This is a genomic window from Streptococcus gordonii, from assembly GCF_001553855.1.
In the GTDB taxonomy this organism is placed as follows: Bacteria; Bacillota; Bacilli; order Lactobacillales; family Streptococcaceae; genus Streptococcus; species Streptococcus gordonii.
Genome location: NZ_LQWV01000002.1, coordinates 91908 through 111603, shown reverse-complemented (window position 1 = coordinate 111603; position 19696 = coordinate 91908). Strand labels below are relative to the sequence as shown.

The 19696-nt window shown below is 37.6% G+C and carries 19 protein-coding genes and 2 pseudogenes; 4 read left to right on the top strand and 17 right to left on the bottom strand.

Features of this window, described 5'->3' with window-relative positions:
- Positions 1-104: 104 nt before the first annotated feature.
- The 5 genes from AWH02_RS01815 to AWH02_RS01795 form a co-directional block, all read right to left on the bottom strand.
- Positions 105-1163, bottom strand: a complete 1059-nt coding sequence (locus tag AWH02_RS01815) for a BMP family lipoprotein (protein WP_060553633.1) — start codon at positions 1161-1163, stop codon at positions 105-107.
- Positions 1164-1233: 70 nt separating this feature from the next.
- Positions 1234-1623: a cytidine deaminase gene (locus tag AWH02_RS01810; RefSeq protein WP_060553634.1), complete on the bottom strand. Its 390-nt coding sequence runs from the start codon at positions 1621-1623 to the stop codon at positions 1234-1236.
- Complete coding sequence (gene deoC / locus AWH02_RS01805; protein WP_060553635.1) at positions 1610-2272, bottom strand: deoxyribose-phosphate aldolase; 663 nt, start codon at positions 2270-2272, stop codon at positions 1610-1612. The genes AWH02_RS01810 and deoC overlap by 14 nt, the downstream gene beginning before the upstream one ends.
- Before the next feature lie 17 nt (positions 2273-2289).
- Positions 2290-3567 carry a pyrimidine-nucleoside phosphorylase gene (locus tag AWH02_RS01800; RefSeq protein ID WP_060553636.1) on the bottom strand — a complete coding sequence of 426 codons (1278 nt, stop codon included), beginning with the start codon at positions 3565-3567 and terminating at the stop codon, positions 2290-2292.
- On the bottom strand, positions 3564-4157 hold the full coding sequence (locus AWH02_RS01795; protein WP_060553637.1) for a class I SAM-dependent methyltransferase: 594 nt from the start codon (positions 4155-4157) through the stop codon (positions 3564-3566). The genes AWH02_RS01800 and AWH02_RS01795 overlap by 4 nt, the downstream gene beginning before the upstream one ends.
- Before the next feature lie 105 nt (positions 4158-4262).
- Between AWH02_RS01795 and coaA the strand changes: the two genes are divergently transcribed.
- The 3 genes from coaA (at position 4263) to AWH02_RS01780 (ending at position 7210) form a co-directional block, all read left to right on the top strand.
- A complete protein-coding gene (gene coaA, locus AWH02_RS01790) occupies positions 4263-5183 on the top strand; it encodes a type I pantothenate kinase (RefSeq protein ID WP_048779535.1) in 921 nt (306 codons plus the stop codon).
- A 96-nt stretch (positions 5184-5279) separates the two neighbouring features.
- On the top strand, positions 5280-5528 hold the full coding sequence (gene rpsT, locus AWH02_RS01785; RefSeq protein WP_008808726.1) for a 30S ribosomal protein S20: 249 nt from the start codon (positions 5280-5282) through the stop codon (positions 5526-5528).
- 230 nt (positions 5529-5758) lie between these two features.
- Entirely contained in the window at positions 5759-7210 is a 1452-nt protein-coding gene (locus AWH02_RS01780; protein WP_060553638.1) for an alpha-amylase, read from the top strand.
- A 23-nt stretch (positions 7211-7233) separates the two neighbouring features.
- Here AWH02_RS01780 and AWH02_RS01775 read toward each other — a convergent pair whose 3' ends face one another.
- The 4 genes from AWH02_RS01775 to AWH02_RS01760 form a co-directional block, all read right to left on the bottom strand.
- Complete coding sequence (locus AWH02_RS01775; protein WP_060553639.1) at positions 7234-8160, bottom strand: ketopantoate reductase family protein; 927 nt, start codon at positions 8158-8160, stop codon at positions 7234-7236.
- 1 nt (position 8161) lies between these two features.
- Positions 8162-9562 (bottom strand): sensor histidine kinase, encoded by a 1401-nt coding sequence (locus tag AWH02_RS01770; RefSeq protein WP_060553640.1) that lies wholly within the window; start codon positions 9560-9562, stop codon positions 8162-8164.
- Positions 9552-10226 (bottom strand): response regulator transcription factor, encoded by a 675-nt coding sequence (locus AWH02_RS01765; protein ID WP_008808730.1) that lies wholly within the window; start codon positions 10224-10226, stop codon positions 9552-9554. Before AWH02_RS01765 ends, AWH02_RS01770 begins: the two co-directional genes overlap by 11 nt.
- Before the next feature lie 130 nt (positions 10227-10356).
- The gene (locus tag AWH02_RS01760; protein WP_060553641.1) at positions 10357-10794 is read right to left on the bottom strand and encodes a hypothetical protein; all 438 of its coding nucleotides are present in this window, start codon (positions 10792-10794) and stop codon (positions 10357-10359) included.
- A gap of 219 nt (positions 10795-11013) precedes the next feature.
- On the opposite strand from AWH02_RS01760, the gene AWH02_RS01755 reads away from it, so the two are divergent.
- The gene (locus AWH02_RS01755) at positions 11014-11556 is read left to right on the top strand and encodes a biotin transporter BioY (RefSeq protein WP_060553642.1); all 543 of its coding nucleotides are present in this window, start codon (positions 11014-11016) and stop codon (positions 11554-11556) included.
- A gap of 56 nt (positions 11557-11612) precedes the next feature.
- On the opposite strand, the gene AWH02_RS01750 is transcribed toward AWH02_RS01755, so the two are convergent.
- The 8 genes and pseudogenes from AWH02_RS01750 to AWH02_RS01715 all read right to left on the bottom strand — a co-directional run bounded on the left by AWH02_RS01750 (position 11613) and on the right by AWH02_RS01715 (position 19645).
- Positions 11613-14156, bottom strand: a complete 2544-nt coding sequence (locus AWH02_RS01750) for a M1 family metallopeptidase (protein ID WP_060553643.1) — start codon at positions 14154-14156, stop codon at positions 11613-11615.
- A gap of 130 nt (positions 14157-14286) precedes the next feature.
- Entirely contained in the window at positions 14287-14613 is a 327-nt protein-coding gene (locus tag AWH02_RS01745; RefSeq protein ID WP_060553644.1) for a hypothetical protein, read from the bottom strand.
- Positions 14614-14621: 8 nt separating this feature from the next.
- Positions 14622-14918, bottom strand: coding sequence for a hypothetical protein (locus AWH02_RS01740; protein ID WP_060553645.1), 297 nt, complete (start codon positions 14916-14918; stop codon positions 14622-14624).
- A gap of 10 nt (positions 14919-14928) precedes the next feature.
- A pseudogene (locus tag AWH02_RS01735) lies at positions 14929-16253 on the bottom strand (hypothetical protein).
- Positions 16244-16807 (bottom strand): hypothetical protein, encoded by a 564-nt coding sequence (locus tag AWH02_RS01730; RefSeq protein ID WP_223350146.1) that lies wholly within the window; start codon positions 16805-16807, stop codon positions 16244-16246. The pseudogene AWH02_RS01735 and the gene AWH02_RS01730 overlap by 10 nt, the downstream one beginning before the upstream one ends.
- A 178-nt stretch (positions 16808-16985) precedes the next feature.
- A pseudogene (locus tag AWH02_RS01725) lies at positions 16986-18393 on the bottom strand (hypothetical protein).
- A gap of 1 nt (position 18394) precedes the next feature.
- Positions 18395-18988, bottom strand: coding sequence for a hypothetical protein (locus AWH02_RS01720; RefSeq protein ID WP_060553779.1), 594 nt, complete (start codon positions 18986-18988; stop codon positions 18395-18397).
- Between the two features lie 36 nt (positions 18989-19024).
- Positions 19025-19645, bottom strand: coding sequence for a hypothetical protein (locus AWH02_RS01715; RefSeq protein WP_060553647.1), 621 nt, complete (start codon positions 19643-19645; stop codon positions 19025-19027).
- Positions 19646-19696: the final 51 nt, after the last annotated feature.

Here is a 19696-nt window from a genome sequence, read left to right as displayed (position 1 = left end):
GAACCTACTAAGAGTTAGTAAGCTCTATTGAGACAAAACCTTTTGTCTCAATCTCAAAGAAGCGATCTCTCTAAGATCGCTTCCTGAGAGTCAATGTTTGAATTTTATTCTGCAGGAACTTTGATGCTTCCGTCAAGAATTTTAGCTTTAGCATCTTCTACTGCTTTTTTAGCATCATCTGACAAAGCTTTAGTTGTCAAATCAACACCACCATCTTTCAAACCATAAACTGTTGTTTTACCACCAGGGAATTGGTTTTTAGATGCTTTGGTTGCGATGTCTTTAACTGTTCCACCAACTTTTTTCAAGGTAGAAGCAAGAACGAAGTTAGATTCTTTACCATCTTTAGATTTAAATTTTCCTTCGGCTTCTTGGTCACGGTCCACACCAATAACCCAAACTTTTTCGCTTTCGTTTCTTGTTTCATTGATTGACTTCGCTTCGTTGAAGACACCAGCACCTGTACCACCAGCTACTTGATAAATGATATCAGCACCTGCTGTATATTGTGCAGCGGCGATTGTTTTACCTTTAGCAGCATCACCAAATGATTCTGCATATTGAACATCAATCTTGATAGATGGGTCTACTGATTTAACACCAGCTTCGAAACCTTTTTCAAAACGAGTCAATACGGCACCTTTAATACCACCTACAAATCCAACAACTTTTGTTTTAGTTGTTTTCGCTGCAGCTACACCTGCAAGATAAGCTGCTTCGTTATCTGCAAACAAAGCAGAAGCGACATTGTCTTGACCTTTGATTTCATCATCAATGATGACATAGTTGATGTCTGAGTGGTCTTTGGCAGCAGCTTCTACAGCGTTACGAAGAGCAAATCCAATACCAAAAATTGCTTTATAACCACTTGATGCAGCTTGCTCAAGGTTATTAGCATACTCTGATTCGTTTGTTGATTGGAAGTAAGTGAAACCATGATCTTTTGAAAGACCGTTTTCTTTACCCCATTCTTGCAAACCTTCCAATGCTGATTGGTTGAATGACTTGTCATCAACACCACCAGTATCGGTTACGATAGCAGCTTTCAGATCTGTTTTAGCATCTGAATTGCTATTTGAGCGAGACGCACGGTTACCACATGCAGCAAGTCCTACTGCTGCGACAGCTACTAGACCAAGGCCTAGCCATTTTTTCTTGTTCATTTCTGAACCTCCTAAATAAGATATGCAACAATGTTGCAAAATTGTGTGGTCAGATGACCCAGACTACCAACTATTTTAAGTCGGTAAAAGAATATGGAAGTAATTCCCCGACCGTCATCACGACCGTCGATTTATCTTTAGCGACTAATGTCACTTTTAGATCTTTATTAAAAAATTCTGCCATCACTTGACGGCATGCTCCACATGGAGAAATTGGCTCTTCTGTCTGCCCATAGACAATCAGCTCTTCAAACTCAAGTGCTCCTTCAGAAACTGCTTTAAATATTGCTGTTCGTTCACCACAGTTTGTCAAACCAAAACTAGCATTCTCAACATTAACTCCAGTGAAGACACGGCCATCTTTAGCAACTAGTACAGCACCAATTGGAAAGTGAGAATATGGAACATACGCATTTTTGCTTGTCTCTACGGCCAAATCGATTAAATCAGTAGTTGCCACTAGCTGTTTCCCCTTTCATGATAGCAACACCTGATGAAGCACCAATCCGAGTAGCTCCAGCTTTAATGAAAGCTTGAGCATCATCATAAGAACGAGCGCCTCCAGATGCTTTAACTCCCATATCAGGACCAACTGTTTGTCTCATCAAAGCTACATCTTCTACAGTAGCACCACCAGTTGAAAAGCCAGTCGATGTTTTTACAAAGTCGGCTCCAGCTTTTTGGGAAATTTGACAGGCCAGAACTTTTTCTTGATCAGTCAAAAGGCAAGTTTCAATAATGACCTTCACAAGTTTCTCACCACTTGCTTCTACTACTGCTTGAATATCTTTTTCAAGCAAATCCAAGTTGCCAGACTTGAGAGCGCCAATATTGATTACCATATCGATTTCATCAGCCCCATTTTCAATCGCATTTTTTGTTTCAAATGCCTTTACTTCAGGAGTGGTTGCCCCCAAAGGGAAACCTATAACTGTACAAACTTTTACATCAGATCCTCTTAATTCTTCAGCTGCAATCTTTACCCAAGTTGGATTAACGCAGACGCTTGCAAAATCATATTCTTTGGCTTCTTCAATTATTTTTTCAATCTGCTCTTTTGTTGCTTCCGGCTTTAAAAGAGTATGGTCAATGTATTTGTTCAATTTCATTTTTTTCTCCTTTAAACTCAAGAAATGACCTCAATGATTTCGCTTACTTTTTTCCGTTCGACATCTATTCTAACATTTTTTTTGAATTCTGTAAGCATTTCCTCAGAGATTTTTTGGTTAGCATAGATTTTAGCAACTACTTCACCTGATTGAACAGCTTCGCCAACTTTTTTCTCAAAAACAATTCCGGTTTCATAATCCAAGTTGTCTGATTTAACTGCTCGACCAGCACCTAAACGCATAGCAAATAAACCGAATTCCATAGCTGGTAGTTCAGAAATGAAACCAGACTGATCTGCAGTGATGTCTACTATATACTGGGCTGAAGATGGCCTATAAAGGTCTTCTAAGTCACCCCCCTGTGCTTGAATCATAGCTTCAAACTTTCTGAGAGCAGAGCCGTTCATTAGTTGCTCGCGAACTTCCTCTACAGTTTTCTCTATATTTGCTAAACCAAGCATAATCTGAGCTAACTCACAGATAAAATGGGTCACATCTTCTCTGCCTTTTCCTTGAAGGATCTCTAAAGCCTCAAGAATCTCCAAACGATTACCAATGCTTGTTCCCACAGGTTGGCTCATATCTGTAATAACAGCTATTGTTCGTCTGCCTACAGCTTTACCTAACTCAACCATGGTCTGAGCAAGGCGACGTGCATCTTCAATATTCTTCATAAAGGCGCCTTCACCAACTGTCACATCTAGAAGTATACTATCTGCTCCGGCAGCAATCTTCTTACTCATAACAGAGCTCGCAATTAAGGGAATTGTATCCACTGTTGCAGTCACATCACGAAGAGCATAAAGTAACTTATCTGCTTTCACAAGTTGATCTGACTGACCAATTACAGAAAGCCCGATATCTTGGACTTGTTTGATAAATTCTTCCTGACTGCGCTCAACTTGAAATCCTTTTACAGATTCCAGTTTGTCGATCGTTCCTCCTGTATGACCTAGTCCTCGCCCACTCATCTTGGCAACTGGTACACCAAAGCTAGCAACCAGGGGAACAAGGATTAAGGTAACCTTGTCACCAACACCACCAGTAGAATGCTTATCTACTTTAATACCAGAGATTTCTGATAAATCAATTTGCTGACCTGTTCCTACCATTGTCATAGTCAAGTCTGAAATTTCTCTGGTTGTCATTCCCTTAAAGTAAATAGCCATTGCAAAAGCAGACATTTGATAATCGGGCACTGTACCAGCAACATAACCATCAATCAACCATTGAATTTCTTCTTTTGTTAATTCAAAACCATCACGTTTTTTTTGAATAATGTCGACAGCTCTCATTCTAGTTTCTCACTCCTTAAAATATAGTAGCCTTTATCTTTTTTGACAACTTCACAATTTCCAAAAACTTCTTCCATTTTGGCTTTAGCGCTTGGCGCCCCCTGCTTCTTCTGTATGACGATAGTTAGGTCACCACCTACCGTCAAATGCTCAAGGCTACCTGCAATAACTTGATGAACTACTTGCTTCCCAGCTCTAATAGGAGGATTACTAATTATATGGTCAAAAACTCCAGTTACTTGATCATAGATATTAGATTGAAAGATTTCCGCTGAAACCCCATTAAGTTCGGCATTTTTTCGGGCTAAATCCAAAGCACGCAGGTTAATATCCACTAAGGTAGCTTTCACAGCTTGCGACTTTACTAATGTTAAACCTAATGGACCATAACCACAGCCCAGATCCAAAATAGTATCCCCTATAGAAAAATCTATGGTAGACAGGAGGACCTGACTACCATAATCGATCATCTTCTTGCTAAAGACGCCAGCATCCGTAAGGAAGGTCATTGGTTGACCTAATAAATTCAGTTGTAATTTATGGATATCGTGCTTAGCATCCGGATTTTCTGCAAAATACATCTTCGACATAAATTAATTTTATCACAATTTTACCTAAAATGTAAACCGTTTACAATATTTTCTACAATTTTTTTAACAATATGGTATACTAATCAAGTTGATAGGAGAAAAAATATGACAAACGAATTCCTTCATTTTGATAGAATTAGCCGAGAAAGATGGCAACAATTACATAGAAAAACAACACCGCCATTAACTGAAGAAGAATTAAATTCAATAAAAAGTTTTAATGATGAAATTAGTTTGCAAGATGTTATGGATATCTACTTACCATTAACTAATCTGATTCAAATTTATAAGAGAGCCAAAGAAGATCTTGCTTTTTCAAAAGGAATTTTTCTGCAAAAAACCTTAAAAAAACAACCTTTTATCATCGGTGTTTCTGGAAGCGTAGCTGTTGGAAAGTCTACAACAAGCCGCCTTCTCCAAATTTTACTGTCTAGGACTTTTGAGAATGCAAAAGTTGAACTGGTAACTACAGACGGTTTTTTATATCCAAACTCTGTCTTGCAAGAACTCAATCTTTTAAATAGAAAAGGTTTCCCTGAAAGTTATAACATGGAACTTCTTCTAAACTTCTTAGATCACCTGAAAAACGGACAAAATTATCAGGTACCTGTCTATTCCCATGAAATCTATGATATTGTTCCAGATCAGACACAAACAATCCAAGTTGCTGATTTCGTCATTGTTGAAGGGATTAATGTTTTTCAAAATCCTCAAAATGAACGTCTCTATATAACAGATTTCTTTGATTTTTCTATTTATGTGGATGCTGAGGTTGAAAATATTGAGAAATGGTATCTTGATCGTTTCGGTAAATTACTAGACTTGGCTAGACGGGATTCAAAGAACTACTACCATCGCTTCACTAAAGAACCGGTTGAAGACGTTATGAAAATGGCTCGTAACATATGGAAATCTATTAATTTAGTTAACTTAAAAGATTATATTGAACCTACTCGCAATCGAGCTGAATTAATCCTTCATAAAGCTCATAACCATGAAATTGATGAGATTTACTTAAAGAAATAACTATAATTGATTGAAATCAAGTGATATTTTTTTAAAAGAATAATTAAGGCTTGTCAAATGCGAACTTTTCATATATAATTAGATAGTTAGTATACATTGGAGGTGAAAAACTTGGCAAACATTAAATCAGCTATCAAACGCGCTGAATTGAACGTTAAACACAACGAAAAAAACTCAGCTCAAAAATCAGCTATGCGTACTGCAATCAAAGCTTTTGAAGCAAACCCAACTGAAGAACTTTACCGCGCTGCTAGCTCAGCTATCGATAAAGCAGAAACTAAAGGTTTGATCCACAAGAACAAAGCTAGCCGTGATAAAGCACGTCTTGCAGCAAAACTTGGTTAATAAACTAACTGCATACAAAATGAGCTCTTCGGAGCTTTTTTTGCGCCTTAATTCATTAGGATGCGATTTTGCCAATTCTAAACGATCATAATTGTACAGTATTTGAGATAAGGTTCAAAAAACAGTGACGCAAACTTTTGCGTCCTCCTTCTATTTTTGATAAAATAGCGGTAAATCTGACATGAATACATTCTATGAGTCAGAAGAATTGATTAAATAAGGAACATAATATGAAAAACCAAACTTTAATGCAGTATTTTGAATGGTATCTTCCAGATGATGGCCAGCATTGGAATCGTTTAGCAATGGATGCGCCAAATTTGGCAGCCAAAGGAATTAAAAAAATATGGATGCCTCCGGCTTTTAAAGCAACTGCCTCAAATGATGTCGGCTATGGCATTTACGACTTATTTGATTTAGGAGAGTTTGATCAAAAAGGAACCGTTCGGACTAAGTATGGATTAAAAGAAGAATATCTTCAAGCGATCCAAACACTAAAAGACAATGGAATCGATCCAATTGCTGATGTCGTTTTAAATCATAAGGCTGCAGCCGACGGAACTGAAACATTTACGGTTATTGAAGTAGATCCAAATGACCGTACTACTGCTATTTCTGAGCCCTTTATGATTAAAGGATGGACTCACTTTACTTTTCCAGGAAGAAACAAGCAATATAATGACTTTGAATGGCATTGGTACCATTTTACTGGAACTGACTTTGATGCAAAAAGTCGTCGGTCTGGAATTTATTTAATTCAAGGTGACAATAAAGGTTGGGCGAATGACGAGCTGGTAGACAGCGAAAACGGAAACTATGACTATCTAATGTACGCCGATCTGGACTTCAAACACCCAGATGTTATTAAAAACCTATACGATTGGGCTAGATGGTTTATCGAAACTACAGGTATACAGGGTTTCCGCTTGGATGCAGTTAAGCATATAGATTCCTTCTTTATGGCCAACTTTATTCGAGATATTTTGCAAGAATATGGTGATGATTTCTACGTTTTCGGAGAGTTTTGGAATAATGATGAAGCTGCTAATAATGACTACTTAGAAAATATTGACTATCGCTTCGACCTTGTCGATGTTAAATTGCATACTAATCTTTTTGAAGCAAGTCAAAAGGGTGAAGAATATGACTTACGTACAATTTTTGATCATACTTTAGTAAAAAATCACCCAGAATCAGCTGTAACATTTGTAGAAAATCATGATACTCAGCGTGGCCAAGCTCTTGAATCCACTGTAGAAGAATGGTTTAAACCGGCATCTTATGCTCTTATTCTACTTCGAGAGTCTGGCCTCCCGTGTATTTTCTACGGAGACTACTATGGCATAAATGGTGAATTCGCTCAGCAAGATTTCCGAGAAGAGATTGACAAACTATTGGACCTTCGTCTAAACCTAGCATATGGTGAAGAGACTGACTATTTTGATGACCCTAATTGTATCGGATGGACAAGGGCTGGTCAAGAAGGTGGTCAGCCAATTGCTGTTTTAATTTCAAATGCTTCTGCTACTTCAAAACGAATGTATTTTGGCCAAGATTGGTCAGGGCACGAGTGTTCCGACTACCTTGGTAATTGCCAAACAATTGTCACTATAGATGAAGAAGGATGGGGAGAGTTCCCTGTTGAAGAACAATCAGTTAGCGTTTGGTCAATAAAAAATTAAAAATCAGCTCAAAGAGCTGATTTTTATTGTTTATAATTCTCTATAAAAGGCTGATAAGATTGCCAGATAGGCATGGGAAAATGAATCGTTTTTCCCGTTTCTAATATTTCTCTATATTGATCTGCCCACTCTTGATAACCAGAGGCAAGATGCCCTCTTATCATTTCTTGAGTGAGTGGCTGCTTCAAAAATAGTTTCACCACTGGAATTAATAAACAAAGTGGCAAAAACAAATACTTGGTTGGTTTATAAGCTTTCTTAGAAATACCATATTTTTCACACAAGAGAATTCCTTCTCGCCATGCAAGGATCATCTTTTTGATTACTTGCGAATCTTCCAAAACAGCGTTAAAACTCCCAGATTCTGCTATCGCACCCGCCATAACTGCTTCTTGAAGGCAGTGGATTTTCAACCAATTCGCTAAATCTGGCATACTTTTAATACTTAAGTGACATTTTTCAAATATTCCAAAATTCAAATCATGATACTCATCTTCATCAATTAGAGTAGGAGCCTGAAAAATTATTGCTTTAACTTTTCCATGTTTTCTACCACCTCCAACTGATGAAGGAAAAGCGAGCGAATAAGATTCTCTATCAAGATAAGGAAATATCTTTTCAGTGGTATCCCAATTATTCTGCATAATCAGGATACGAATCTTACCTTGAAATGTTGAAAGTTCTTTAGCAGCTTGTTTAATTTGGCTACTGTTTACCGTCAGCAAAATCAAATCATAATGATTAACTATACTAGTAACCAATTTTGGAGCAAAATGATGAAGCTGGTAGGATTTATCTTGTCTCCTCAAATCTTTGATTAAGAGAGAAATTCCTTTTTGATAGTGGGATAAATCTCTCTCTTTTACAAAAACTTCAACTTCATGTCCTTGACTAAGTAGCCAGCCATATGTCATTCCAATAGTACCAGCACCGTAAATCAATATTTTCATATCATTTATTTCCTATTAGCTTAGTTGATTTTTTCTTGCTTTCTGATTTAATGGAAATTTTGACTTCAAAAATGGTACCTTTCGGTCTATTATCTTTAACAGTAATTGTACCCTTTAGAGCATCGGCAATTTGTTTTGCAAGGGATAGACCTAGACCAAAACCACCCTTTTGTCTTGTTCTGGCTTTATCAACCCTATAAAAACGATCAAAAATTTTCTTTTTGTCTTCATTATTGATTCCAGGTCCGTTATCAGACACTCGTAAGTAAAGAGAACGGTCTTTTGACCATACTATAAACTTAATAACCCCATCTTCTTCCGTATATTTTACAGCATTATCAAAGAGAATGGTCATCAGCTGTTTTAGAAGTGTTCTGTCTGTCTTGATATTGTGGTTAATATGGTTTTCAAAGACAAATACTTTCTCGTTTTCATCCGCAATGATTTCATAGTTGGCAAATGTTGTAGTGAAAAATTCTGGTTCAACTTCAGCAATTTCAGCCTTAATGCCATCATCTCTTCTTGCAAGATTCAATAGATTAGTTGTTAGCATCCGCATATTCCGAACTTCTTCCAGACTGGAGGCAATATTTTCGCTTGATTCCATAATGGTAGCTTCGGGTTTTCGGAAAAGAGTTTCCAAGCGGTTTTGCAAAACGGCTAAAGGAGTACGCAACTCATGGCTTGCATTTTCAACAAAAGATTTTTGTTTCTGCATACTGTCCATCAGAGGCTTCACACTGACACGAGCCAAATAGATACTAGCAATAATTGAGATTAACCAAAAGCTAATCATAACAATGACAATAATCTGTTCATGATTCTGACTGGTTTGCTCCAACTGATTGACATTAATCAGGACTGCTGCATATTTAACTTTGTTCAAAAGATTCCCAGATAAGAATTCGCTTGGATTAATCTCAAAAACCAACATACGATAGAGTTCTTCTTGACCATAGTTGTTTTTCAAAGTAGTCTGAATAATTTTACCTACATCCTTTTTCTTGATTGAAATCTTTTTTAAACTAAGAAAATGATCTGCAGTAGTCAATGGTTTCAAGTCTTCATCAAACAAGACAGCTTCAGTGTTCGAATTCACCTTCAGATTATCCATTGGTCCAGGGTCTGGTGCGTCTTGTGGTCTAGATACATCATCAGATGACTGACCTTCATCAATCGTCGGTTGCATATTGGCTGCACGAGCCAAAGCAAGGTGGAGAACAGATCTGGGATTCTGACTTAAACTTTTTAAATTATCGTCAACGGTTGTATAGAGTCCTGAGCGCATAATCTGAATGATTAAAAGAGTCATGGCCGAGAAAATCAGTGTGAATACACCAAAATAGCGAATGAAATATGAAAAATCATCCGCATAAAAAGTTCGTCTAAGTTTATTCAGCATTCTTCAAAATGTAACCGACACTGCGAAGGGTTTGCATATTGTTCGCAAAAGTCGTTCCTTTCAATTTTTTCCGAATTTTTGAGACATAGACTTCAACGACAGAAATGGTAGTATCACTGTCAAAGCCCCAGAGTCGATCAAAAATCTGAGTTTTAGGTAGAATTACGTTTTGGTTCTGCAGGAAATAAACTAATAAATCAAATTCTTTTCCCAGTAATTCTACTTCTTTTCCATTCACCAAAGTGGTATTGGTAGAAAGATTTACTGTCACATCACCATATGATAAAGTATTTTCATTAAATTTTCCTGAACGCTTGAGTAAGGCCTGAATCCGCATCTTTAATTCTTCTAAATAAAACGGCTTGGTTAGATAGTCATCTGCACCCAATTCAAAACCATGCCCTTTATCATCCAAACTTTCTTTAGCAGTCATGATGAGAACAGGAGTTGAGACTCCTTTTTCACGCAAGTCTTTTAAAACTTGAAAGCCATCTTTCTCAGGGAGCATCAGATCCAGTAGAATCAAATCATAAACACCGCTTTCAGCTTCATAGAGACCTTCTTCACCATCAAAAACCTGCATGACATCTGCAAAGTCATCTAAGAAATCAAATACAGAGTTTGACAACCCTAAGTCGTCTTCTACTAGTAAAATCTTAATCATCTTGTTCTCCTCCTGCTATAAGATACTAATCGGCTTCATCTAAGATTATTATAAAATAAAGAATTTTTGTATCATTTTTTGGATCTTAGTATAATTCTTTAATCATTATATCATGACTTTAACAAATGGATTAAGATTTAGTAGCGTTTTCTTCATTATTTTGGTTAGAATTACTATCCTTATCCTTCGTACTTTCATCTGCATTGGCTGGTTTCTTCTTAGAATTGCTACCGCCTTCTTGATTACTATTTCCTTGCGGTGGCTGTCCTCCTGGCCCTCCAGGACCACCTTGTCCATCTTGACCATTCATTTGAGGTGGCATACCATTTCCATTATTTTGACCCTGTCCTTGAGGCGGTTGTCCACCGGGACCTTGCATATTATTGCCATCTTGATTATCCTGCTGGGTTTTCGATGTTTGAACGGTCGACTGCTGATTTGTTGCTTTTTGAGTCAAAGAACCGAATGTATAACCACCAAGCAAGCCGACCACTAAAGAACCACTTGCTACTACTGATAGCCACCACTTGGTGCTTTTTTCTACAACAATCATTTTCTCTTTATTCATTCTATATTTTTCCTTCTTTCTGCTTTAAGTTTCTGTGAATTCATGAAGAAGCTTTACTTCATGAATTCACCACATCCTTTCTTTAGGCTACATACATCTTAATTATTTTTTCTTAAAGAGGCCTAAATTTTTTCTTAAACTTTTCTAAACATAAAAATTGACAGCTCAAGTCTTTTTTTGTAAAATAGTTACCATATACAAACAAAGAGGTTTACTGTTGTGAAAAAAATAGAATCAATGACTTTGATTGCTTTAGGTGCAGCTCTAATCGCTGCTCTTTCTCCTTTCCAAATTCCCTTCGGACCTATTCCAATAACCTTGCAGACTTTAGCTATTGGTTTAGTTGCTAGTCTCTTCCGTCCTAAGGAAGCTACTTTAGCTGTCATCATTTACCTTTTATTAGGAGCAATTGGTCTTCCTGTATTTTCAGGAGGAAGTGGAGGATTTCAAGTATTTTACGGACCTACAGCAGGATTTCTTCTTTTCTTCCCTCTTAGAGCCTTGGTTACTTCTTTTTTAGCAGGGCAAAAAGGACAGCCTATTCATATTTTTATCGCTAATTTATTGGGTGAGGTCGTTCTCTTTTTTGGTGGATCGATTGGTTTTATGCTAGTTACTCACAAAAGCTTAGAAATTGCTTGGACAAGTGTCGTCTTGCCATTTATGATTCCGGATTTGATCAAAATCACTCTAACAACCATTTTAAGCGTCATCCTATATAAAAACCTTAAAAATCTTGCTTATTTCAATAAGCAAAAATAAAAAAACTCATAGAGAACACTACAAAATTGTAGTGACATCTCTATGGGTTTTCATTTTTATTTCGTAACAAGAAGAGCCTCTTCAACTGCTTTCTTTTCTCGCGTAATTAAGTCAACACGCGCAGCAATTTCTTTGATACCCATGCTGATATTACGACTGATAGCCATATCTGACAATTGAGGTTCGAAGAAAGCTTTGTATTCAGCGAGCCTTTCTGCTGTCTTAAAGGCATTAGCTGGATAGATGACAAACTTATCAAAGCTCATATCACCTCCCAAGGCCGCCTTAATCCAGTCCCAATTCTCACGAGCCCAAGTCCAAACAGTAGCTTGAGTAAAATCGTGGTTGAGTAAAGGGAAATACCAGCTCATAGCTAAATCTTGTGGCTTAACAATATCTTTATTCTTCAAAGCTTCTAAAATTTGGTCAAGCGTTTCCTTATCATTAGTATAGGCTAAAGCTGAAGCCAATTGTCTCTTGAAACTTCCATCAACTGTCGATACATAATTCTTCAGATATTGATCCGTCAGTTCCTTGCTCTCATGATGTTTGATTTGGTTAATCAGGATGTGCAAACGGATAGCTGCAGGAAGTTTTTCCAAATCATTTTGATGAGCCTCAAAGATGCGGTCAGCTTCTTGAGTCGCTTTTTCATCATTGGCAGCAATCAAGTTTCCAATAACGATTTGACGGACTAATTCGTCCTCATCACTTTCTCCATCTTTAGCTTCAAAGCCTAGGCGATCAAAGTTGAACCGGCTAAGCTTGATAACCAAGTCGTTGTAAGCTTCTTCAGTCTTGCCACCTTCTTCAACAAAGATTTTCAAGCCATTCAAAACAGCTTTAACTCCAGAAACAACCAAGTAGGAGCTTTCTTCTGTCAGTTTCTCGATTACTGGAACTAATTCAGCAAATGAAATGTGGCCAGCTTCTGCTAAGAGACGGCGTTCCTGCACTACTTGGAGCTTGCTGGTGCTGTCTAACTCCGTAATCGCATCTAGAACCTGGTCTAACAAGACACCTTGATAATCTGTGATATAGTGGGCTGTGTTTTCTGTATTGAACCGCAAAGCTCCTTGGTTCTGAGCTGCCAAAGCAGAATAGTTTGGAATTTCAAGTGTTTCAGTTTCCAGTGTATCAGGCAAACCATTCCAATTGCTATTTAACGGCAGAACCCAAGTCCGCTTCTTATCTTCATGTTCACCAATAAAGAATTGTTTCTGAGTTAACTTCAGTGTATCATTTTCTACACGAGCTGATAAAACAGGATAGCCAGGTTGCTCCAACCAAGAGTCCATAAAGGCTGCTACATCGCGACCAGAAGCATCTCCAAGTGCATTCCAAAGATCACGTCCAATTGTATTTCCATACTGGTGTTTAGCAAAGTAGGCGTTTAAACCTTTGGCAAAGGCCTCATCACCCAACCAGCGGCGAAGCATATGCATGAGACGGCTTCCTTTGGCGTATACGATTGCTGGGTCAAATAAGGTATTAATCTCATCAGGATGATTCACCTCTACATGGACAGATTGAACTCCGTCTGTAGCATCTCGTTTCAAAGCAAGTGGAACTCCTGTTGTTTGGAAATTCTCAAAGATATTCCAAGTCGGCTCAATGGCATTGACGCAGACATATTCCATCATATTAGCAAAGCTTTCATTAAGCCACAGGTCATCCCACCACTTCATAGTGACAAGATTTCCGAACCATTGGTGGGCCAACTCATGAGCAACAACAAGAGCTACATCTTGGCGACTGGATACCGTAGAGTTTTCATCAACCAAGAGGTAAATCTCGCGATAAGTAACCAGACCCCAATTTTCCATAGCACCAGATGAAAAGTCAGGCAAAGCTACATGAAGAGACTGTGAGATAGGATATTTAACACCATAATAGTCTTCATAAAACTCAATAGAACGAACAGCAATGTCTAATGCGAATTCTAAATTACTAGCTGGATGTGCCTTTGTCGCATAGACACCGACCAGGGTTCCATTTTTAGTCTTGGCAGTTACTCCTTGCATATCACCTGCAGCGAAAGCTAGTAGATAAGACGACATACGTGGAGTTCTTTCAAACTTCCAAATACCAGTTGCTTTACGATTTTCAATGTCAATTTCTGGCATATTAGATAGAGCCAACTCACCTTCTGCCTGGTCAAACTTCAAAGCCAAGTCAAAGGTTGCCTTAGCTTCTGGCTCATCCACGCTTGGAAAAGCTTCACGAGCAAAGTGACTCTCAAATTGTGTAGAAATGATTTCTTTTTTTACACCATCCACTGTGTAGTAAGATGGGTAAATACCAGTCATATTATCCGTGATCTTACCAGTATAAGTCACCGTTACTTCAACTTGACCTGTGGCATCTAACTCGATGTAAAGAGCTTCGTTCGCATTGTCGACTGTAAAAGGACGTGTTTGACCAGCTACTTCGACGATTTCGATTACTAGGTCCTTTTGGTGCAGGGAAATCTTACTTGACTTAGCTTCCCCAATAATAGTCACCTTGCCTGAAAAGGTCTTATCTGTACGATTGAGATCTAGAAATAGATCGTAGTGTTCAGGAACAAAAGTGTCAATAAAGTGTGCAACTGCTTGCATGTTTTTCTCCTCATCTAAGATACAGGAAATCCTGTTCATTAAATACTTTTTGAAACCATTTTACCACATTTTAAAGCAAAGAAAAAGACAAGGATGACCTGTCTTTGTAATTCACAAGAAACTCAAAACATTAGGTTTTTCTTTTTTCTTTTTCGAGTTCTGCTATGCTTTGATTGTAGATGCGGTTTTCTTTCTGGTAGGTCTCTTGCAGACGATCCTCAAATCGTCGAATTTGTCTTTCAAATTCATCCCTATTATCTTCTAGCTGATGCAGTTCATAAGTCGGGATAGAGTCGGGATTGTTACGACAGAAAGAAAATATCCATTCGCTCATTTCCTCTGAAACATTTTTAGCCTCTCGTCTCATATCTTGGTAATCCCATTCATACTCACTAACTTTCTTACGAAAGGCTATGTGATCATCATCGAGACGATTGATCGTTTTTTGAATATCCATAGAGCCTCCTATAAGATAGGGCTGGTCAAACTAGGCTTAGGAACAGCACCTAGTACCTCCTTGATTGAATCTGCTGCTGCACCTGTGAAAGCTCCAGATAAATCAGCAGGTACTTGAGTGGAGGCAAAAGTTTTCATAGCCTCAGCTTGACTATCTAGCCATCTCTGCAATGCTTGACTCTCTTCAAGAAGGACAGCTCTTTTAGCTGATATCAAAGCTCGAATGGCAGTACGTTCCTGAATCTTTAAATATTCTTTTTTTATACGTTCGGCTTCAGCTCGATCTTCTGTATTTGGTTCAATCATGCGTTTCCTCCTATTTATTTGTAAAAATCTGGGCACCCTTTTGATCAATCGCTACGATATTATCAGCTGCCTTGTTTAAATTACCAGCAATTTCTGTCATTTTAGTCGTAAATGCACTTGCTGAGGCGAGAGTAGAGGCTTCTGTTCCCCCATTCCAAGCAGTTGATAAGCTCAGTTCAGACAAGAGTTCTTCTACTTCACCAGCAGAAAGATTGTGCGCTAAGGTATAAGCTGCTTTACTCAGTTCAGATATATGTTCCTCTACTTTTGATTTTGCACTTGCTAACTTATCTTTAATCTCTTGCTCGTAGACCTCCGCTTGAAGCTGAGCAGTTTGAGCACTTGTACGAACGAGTTTCTCTCTTAAACTAATTGTTTTGTCGCCAGAGCTGGTTCTTAAAGAAGCGTGTAGCTCATCAATGTATCCTCTATTTATGGCGATTAAGTCCTGCTTAGAAGGCTCAGGAGCAAAAGGTCCGTATTCTAATTCATATCGTCTAATCAATTCTGGCCTAGCCATTGTTTTATAAGCATTATCAATACTAGATTTGCTTAATCTTTTGTCAACAATTTTTTCAACTTGGCTCTTCGTCATTCCTGAACAAAATAGACCATTTTTTTCATACCACTCAAAATCTGGACTATTACCTTTAATCTTGGGTAAACCAGCATTATGATGTTTACCTTCGACAGTAAACACTTTACCATATGGAATAACCCCCCCCCGTGACCATCCCAACTTGTTAAATCTTTCCCTTGATCACTGTATGAGTGTAAATGCTTATTAAGATATGCTAATTCTTCATTACTAATCCCCTTATAATCGGACGAATTCTTGTATAAAGAAGCCCATGCACCCCAGTCCATGAAATTTGTAATCTTCTGGACTTTCATTTCCGCAGCTACTTTAGCAACAGCTGGTCCTGATTGACTAAATCCCGACATATTACTAATATCAACTTCTTGTCCTGTTCCAGCCATTTTTTTAGCCTTAGATAATGATTGGTTATAAAACTCCCGAACATCCTTTGTCTGTTCTGTTAATTGAACTCTTGCTGTTGCTGCATTAAATCCAGACTCTATAACATGATTATTAATGTCTCCATCAGGATCTTGAGTTCCAGCAACGACAATAGTAGTTTGGCTGTAATCTGGCTTACCTTCCTTATCAAGAGGCGCAACAGCAATGGCTTGGGTTGTTTCGTTGACTTCGTTGATTAAGACATATTTTTGTCCTCCCCTTTTTAATGAAAAATCTTCACCAACATCATGGTTTTTAATTATTTTTAGAACTCTTGTTTGCAATTGCTGCACCTGTTCATCATTCAACGCCATTCCCACTCATTTCCTTTCCTAATTTCTGTATTATAGGCAACTTCTGCTTTTAGACTGCCTTTTTCACTTTTAACCACATCTTTTAGGTGACCAGCATTGACAAGCGCTACAATATTTTCATCCATTGAGGGGTTGGTTGTCAATTTAGCTTTTGGAGGCAAGCTTTTGTAATTTGTTATGTCAAGAAATTTACCATCTACATCAATTTCAATCACTTCCTCATCAAATCCATTAAAATCTAACCGTAGATCTCCCAAAAGACCGTAGCTTGCATATCCATGCTTACCAACCTTCCGCCCTAAATAAGCCTTATTCCCATGATTGTCATAAATTACGGGAACGATATTAGCATCGAACATAGTCTGTCCATCCCCACCTTGAACAAAAATTGGTGAGAACTCAATTTTACTGACCCCTGAATAGTGCTCTTTAATGTAAGTCGCCAGTTGTTCTTCTAACAAACGAAATCCTCGTTTGTAAAGTTTCACTCCTTTGTCGTCTAAAACATCACTAACATTATATGGAGAGTTTTGGTATTCAATCCACTTTGTCATACAATATACTCCTCCTGAAATTAAAACTATAAGAGCTACTCCGATTACAAAAATTTTTTTCTTCATTAGTCACCTCCATTAGGCTATACTATAAGCATATACAATACTAAGTATACGCTTATAGTATAACATAATCGAATGCCATTCTTCTGTAAGTAGTCCAAACATTTATTTCTTTCTATTTTTTTGTAAAAATCTGGGCGCCCTTTTGATCAATCGCTACGATATTATCAGCGGCCTTGTTTAAATTGCCAGCAATTTCCGTCATTTTAGTCGTATATGCACTTGCTGAGGCGAGAGTAGAGGCTTCTGTCCCCCCATTCCAAGCTTTAGATAAGCTCAGGTTCAGACAAGAGCTCCTCAACTTCGCCAGCAGAAAGATTGTGCGCTAAGGTATAAGCTGCTTTACTCAGTTCAGATATATGTTCCTCTACTTTTGATTTTGCACTTGCTAACTTATCTTTAATCTCTTGCTCGTAGACCTCCGCTTGAAGCTGTGCAGTTTGAGCACTTGTACGAACGAGTTCCTCTCTTAAACTAATTGTTTTGTCGCCAGAGCTAGTTCTTAATGAAGCATGCAACTTATCAATGCGTTGCCTATTTATGGCGATTAAATCCAGCTTAGAAGGCTCAGGAGCGAAGTCTCCATATTCCTTTAGATACTCACGAACATAGTATTCAGGAGTCACCTTGTCCATCTCTAAACCATAATTATAAATTGAATTTGTAAACTGAGGATTTCTCGCTTTATATTCTGCTATCTTTCTGACCTGTTTTTCAGTCATGCCAGTGGCAAATCGATTTCTTTTATAATACCATTCAACATCTAGTTTATTACCCTTCATTTTAGGAGTTCTTGGTGAATGTCCGTCTTCCCCTTCAACTACTTCAAATCTCATTGTTTTTCCATATGGAACATCACCATTATTTCCATCTAAGAAAACGACATCGCCTCGACTATCTCTATAGATAGTGGCGTTTTTATTGAGATAAGCAACTTGTTCTTTTGAAATACCGCCTGTATCAACAGCTTTTTTAGCCGCAAAATCCATAAAATTTGTCACTTTGATTGGACGGTTTTGTTTGAGGCCGTACTTTGAGGCTGTATAAGCTACTCCAGGTCCTGCCTGACTATGACCAGACATATTAGAAATAATACCATTATGGGATTTTATCTTTTCTTCAGTAATTTGATAAAACATATCAATATCTTCTGATTGGGGTGTCAACATTCCTGGAAATATGCCAAATCCTCCACTAGCAAAGAATGCTCTTTCAGATGAATCAACAATATTCCGATTCTTTTTCCAAAAATATGGTTGATTCCCAAATTCTTTTGAATTTTCAAAGGGCATCTGAGTACCAGCAACAACTATCGTTGTTTCTTGGTAGTTTGGATTTTCTCCTTTTTTGTTATCAACAGGTACAACTGCCATTGCTTGAGTTGTACTATCTTGTCGATAAACGATTTGATAATACTCAGGGTTATCATCTGTTCCGGCATTTATAACTGCTCCCTCACTTTTTTTAACATTTCCTTTAAGACCTAACTGTAATCTTCGAACCTCTTGATCAGACAAAGTCATATCATTCTTCTCCTTTGCTTAGCTTAACATTGTAAATGATTTCAGCTTCTGGGCTTCCTTTTTCATCCTTAACAACATCCTTTAACTGACCGTCTTGAACCAATAAAGAAATATTTTCATCTGTACTTCTAGCATTCGTGAGCTTTGCTTCGTCTGGCAAATGTTTTGCATTTGAAACATCAATCTCATTACCTTCTGAGTCCATTAACTCTATAACATCATTTCCTGAACCATCAAAATCAAGAAATATATGAGTAATTAATCCATAGCTATTAGGTGTGTAGTTGTCTATTGTTGTTCCTAATGTTGCTTTATTCCCATATTTATCATAAATCGTTGGACGTACATAGGCATTTAGCATAGAACCACCATTATCCCCTGTAATATAAATAGGAGAAAATTCAATCTTCTCAATACCTTTATAGTGTTCTTTGATATAGGTTCCAATTTGTTCTTCAAGAAGTTGAAATCCATGTTGATAGAGCTTGGTTGTTTTCGGGCCAAAGTTAGGTTTTGTTAGTTTGTTGTATACAAAGATACCTCCTGATACCAAGACTAAAATAAGAGCAAGTATCGTTAAAATTTTTTTCTTCATCATTAATATTCCTCATTCTTTAGAATATCGTTTAGATCATTGTTCCCATTCAGAATAGCTACCTCTTTTAATTTCAAGGTTATAATTTATTTTTGCTTTCGGACTTCCAACATCACTTTTGATAACATCTTTCAACTGACCATCGTTTATCAAAGCATCAATATTATCATCTGTTCCTTTAATTGGAGGTGTTAACTTCGCCTCCTCTGGTAAATGATTAGCGCTACTAACATCGATCTTTTCATCCAAAATTGAAGAACCTTTTAGAAAAATATTTTCATTGCCCATTTGGTCAAAGTCAAGAGTTAAGTCTCCAGTTGTTCCATACGTCGGATAACCTTTTTTACCTATTCGCTTCCCCATCACCGCCCGATTCCCTTCCTTATCATAAATTACTGGAAGAACGTCCGCTGTGAATGGAGGATTGTCCTTACCACCTTGGATGAAAATAGGAGAGAATTCTATTTTAGTGATTCCTGAGTAGTTTTCTTTGATATAAGTCCCAATCTGTTCTTCTAATAAACGAAAACCATGTTTAATGATTTTTTCTTCCTTTCGGTCTAAACCTGTTGTGCTGTAAAATTGAGTCATATAAACAAAGCCAGCTGAAAGCGAAATAAGCAAGATACTGATAATGACTAAAATTTTTTTCTTCATTCTTGACTCCTAAATTCTTGGCTATGAAAATATTGCCTTTCGTGTATATTC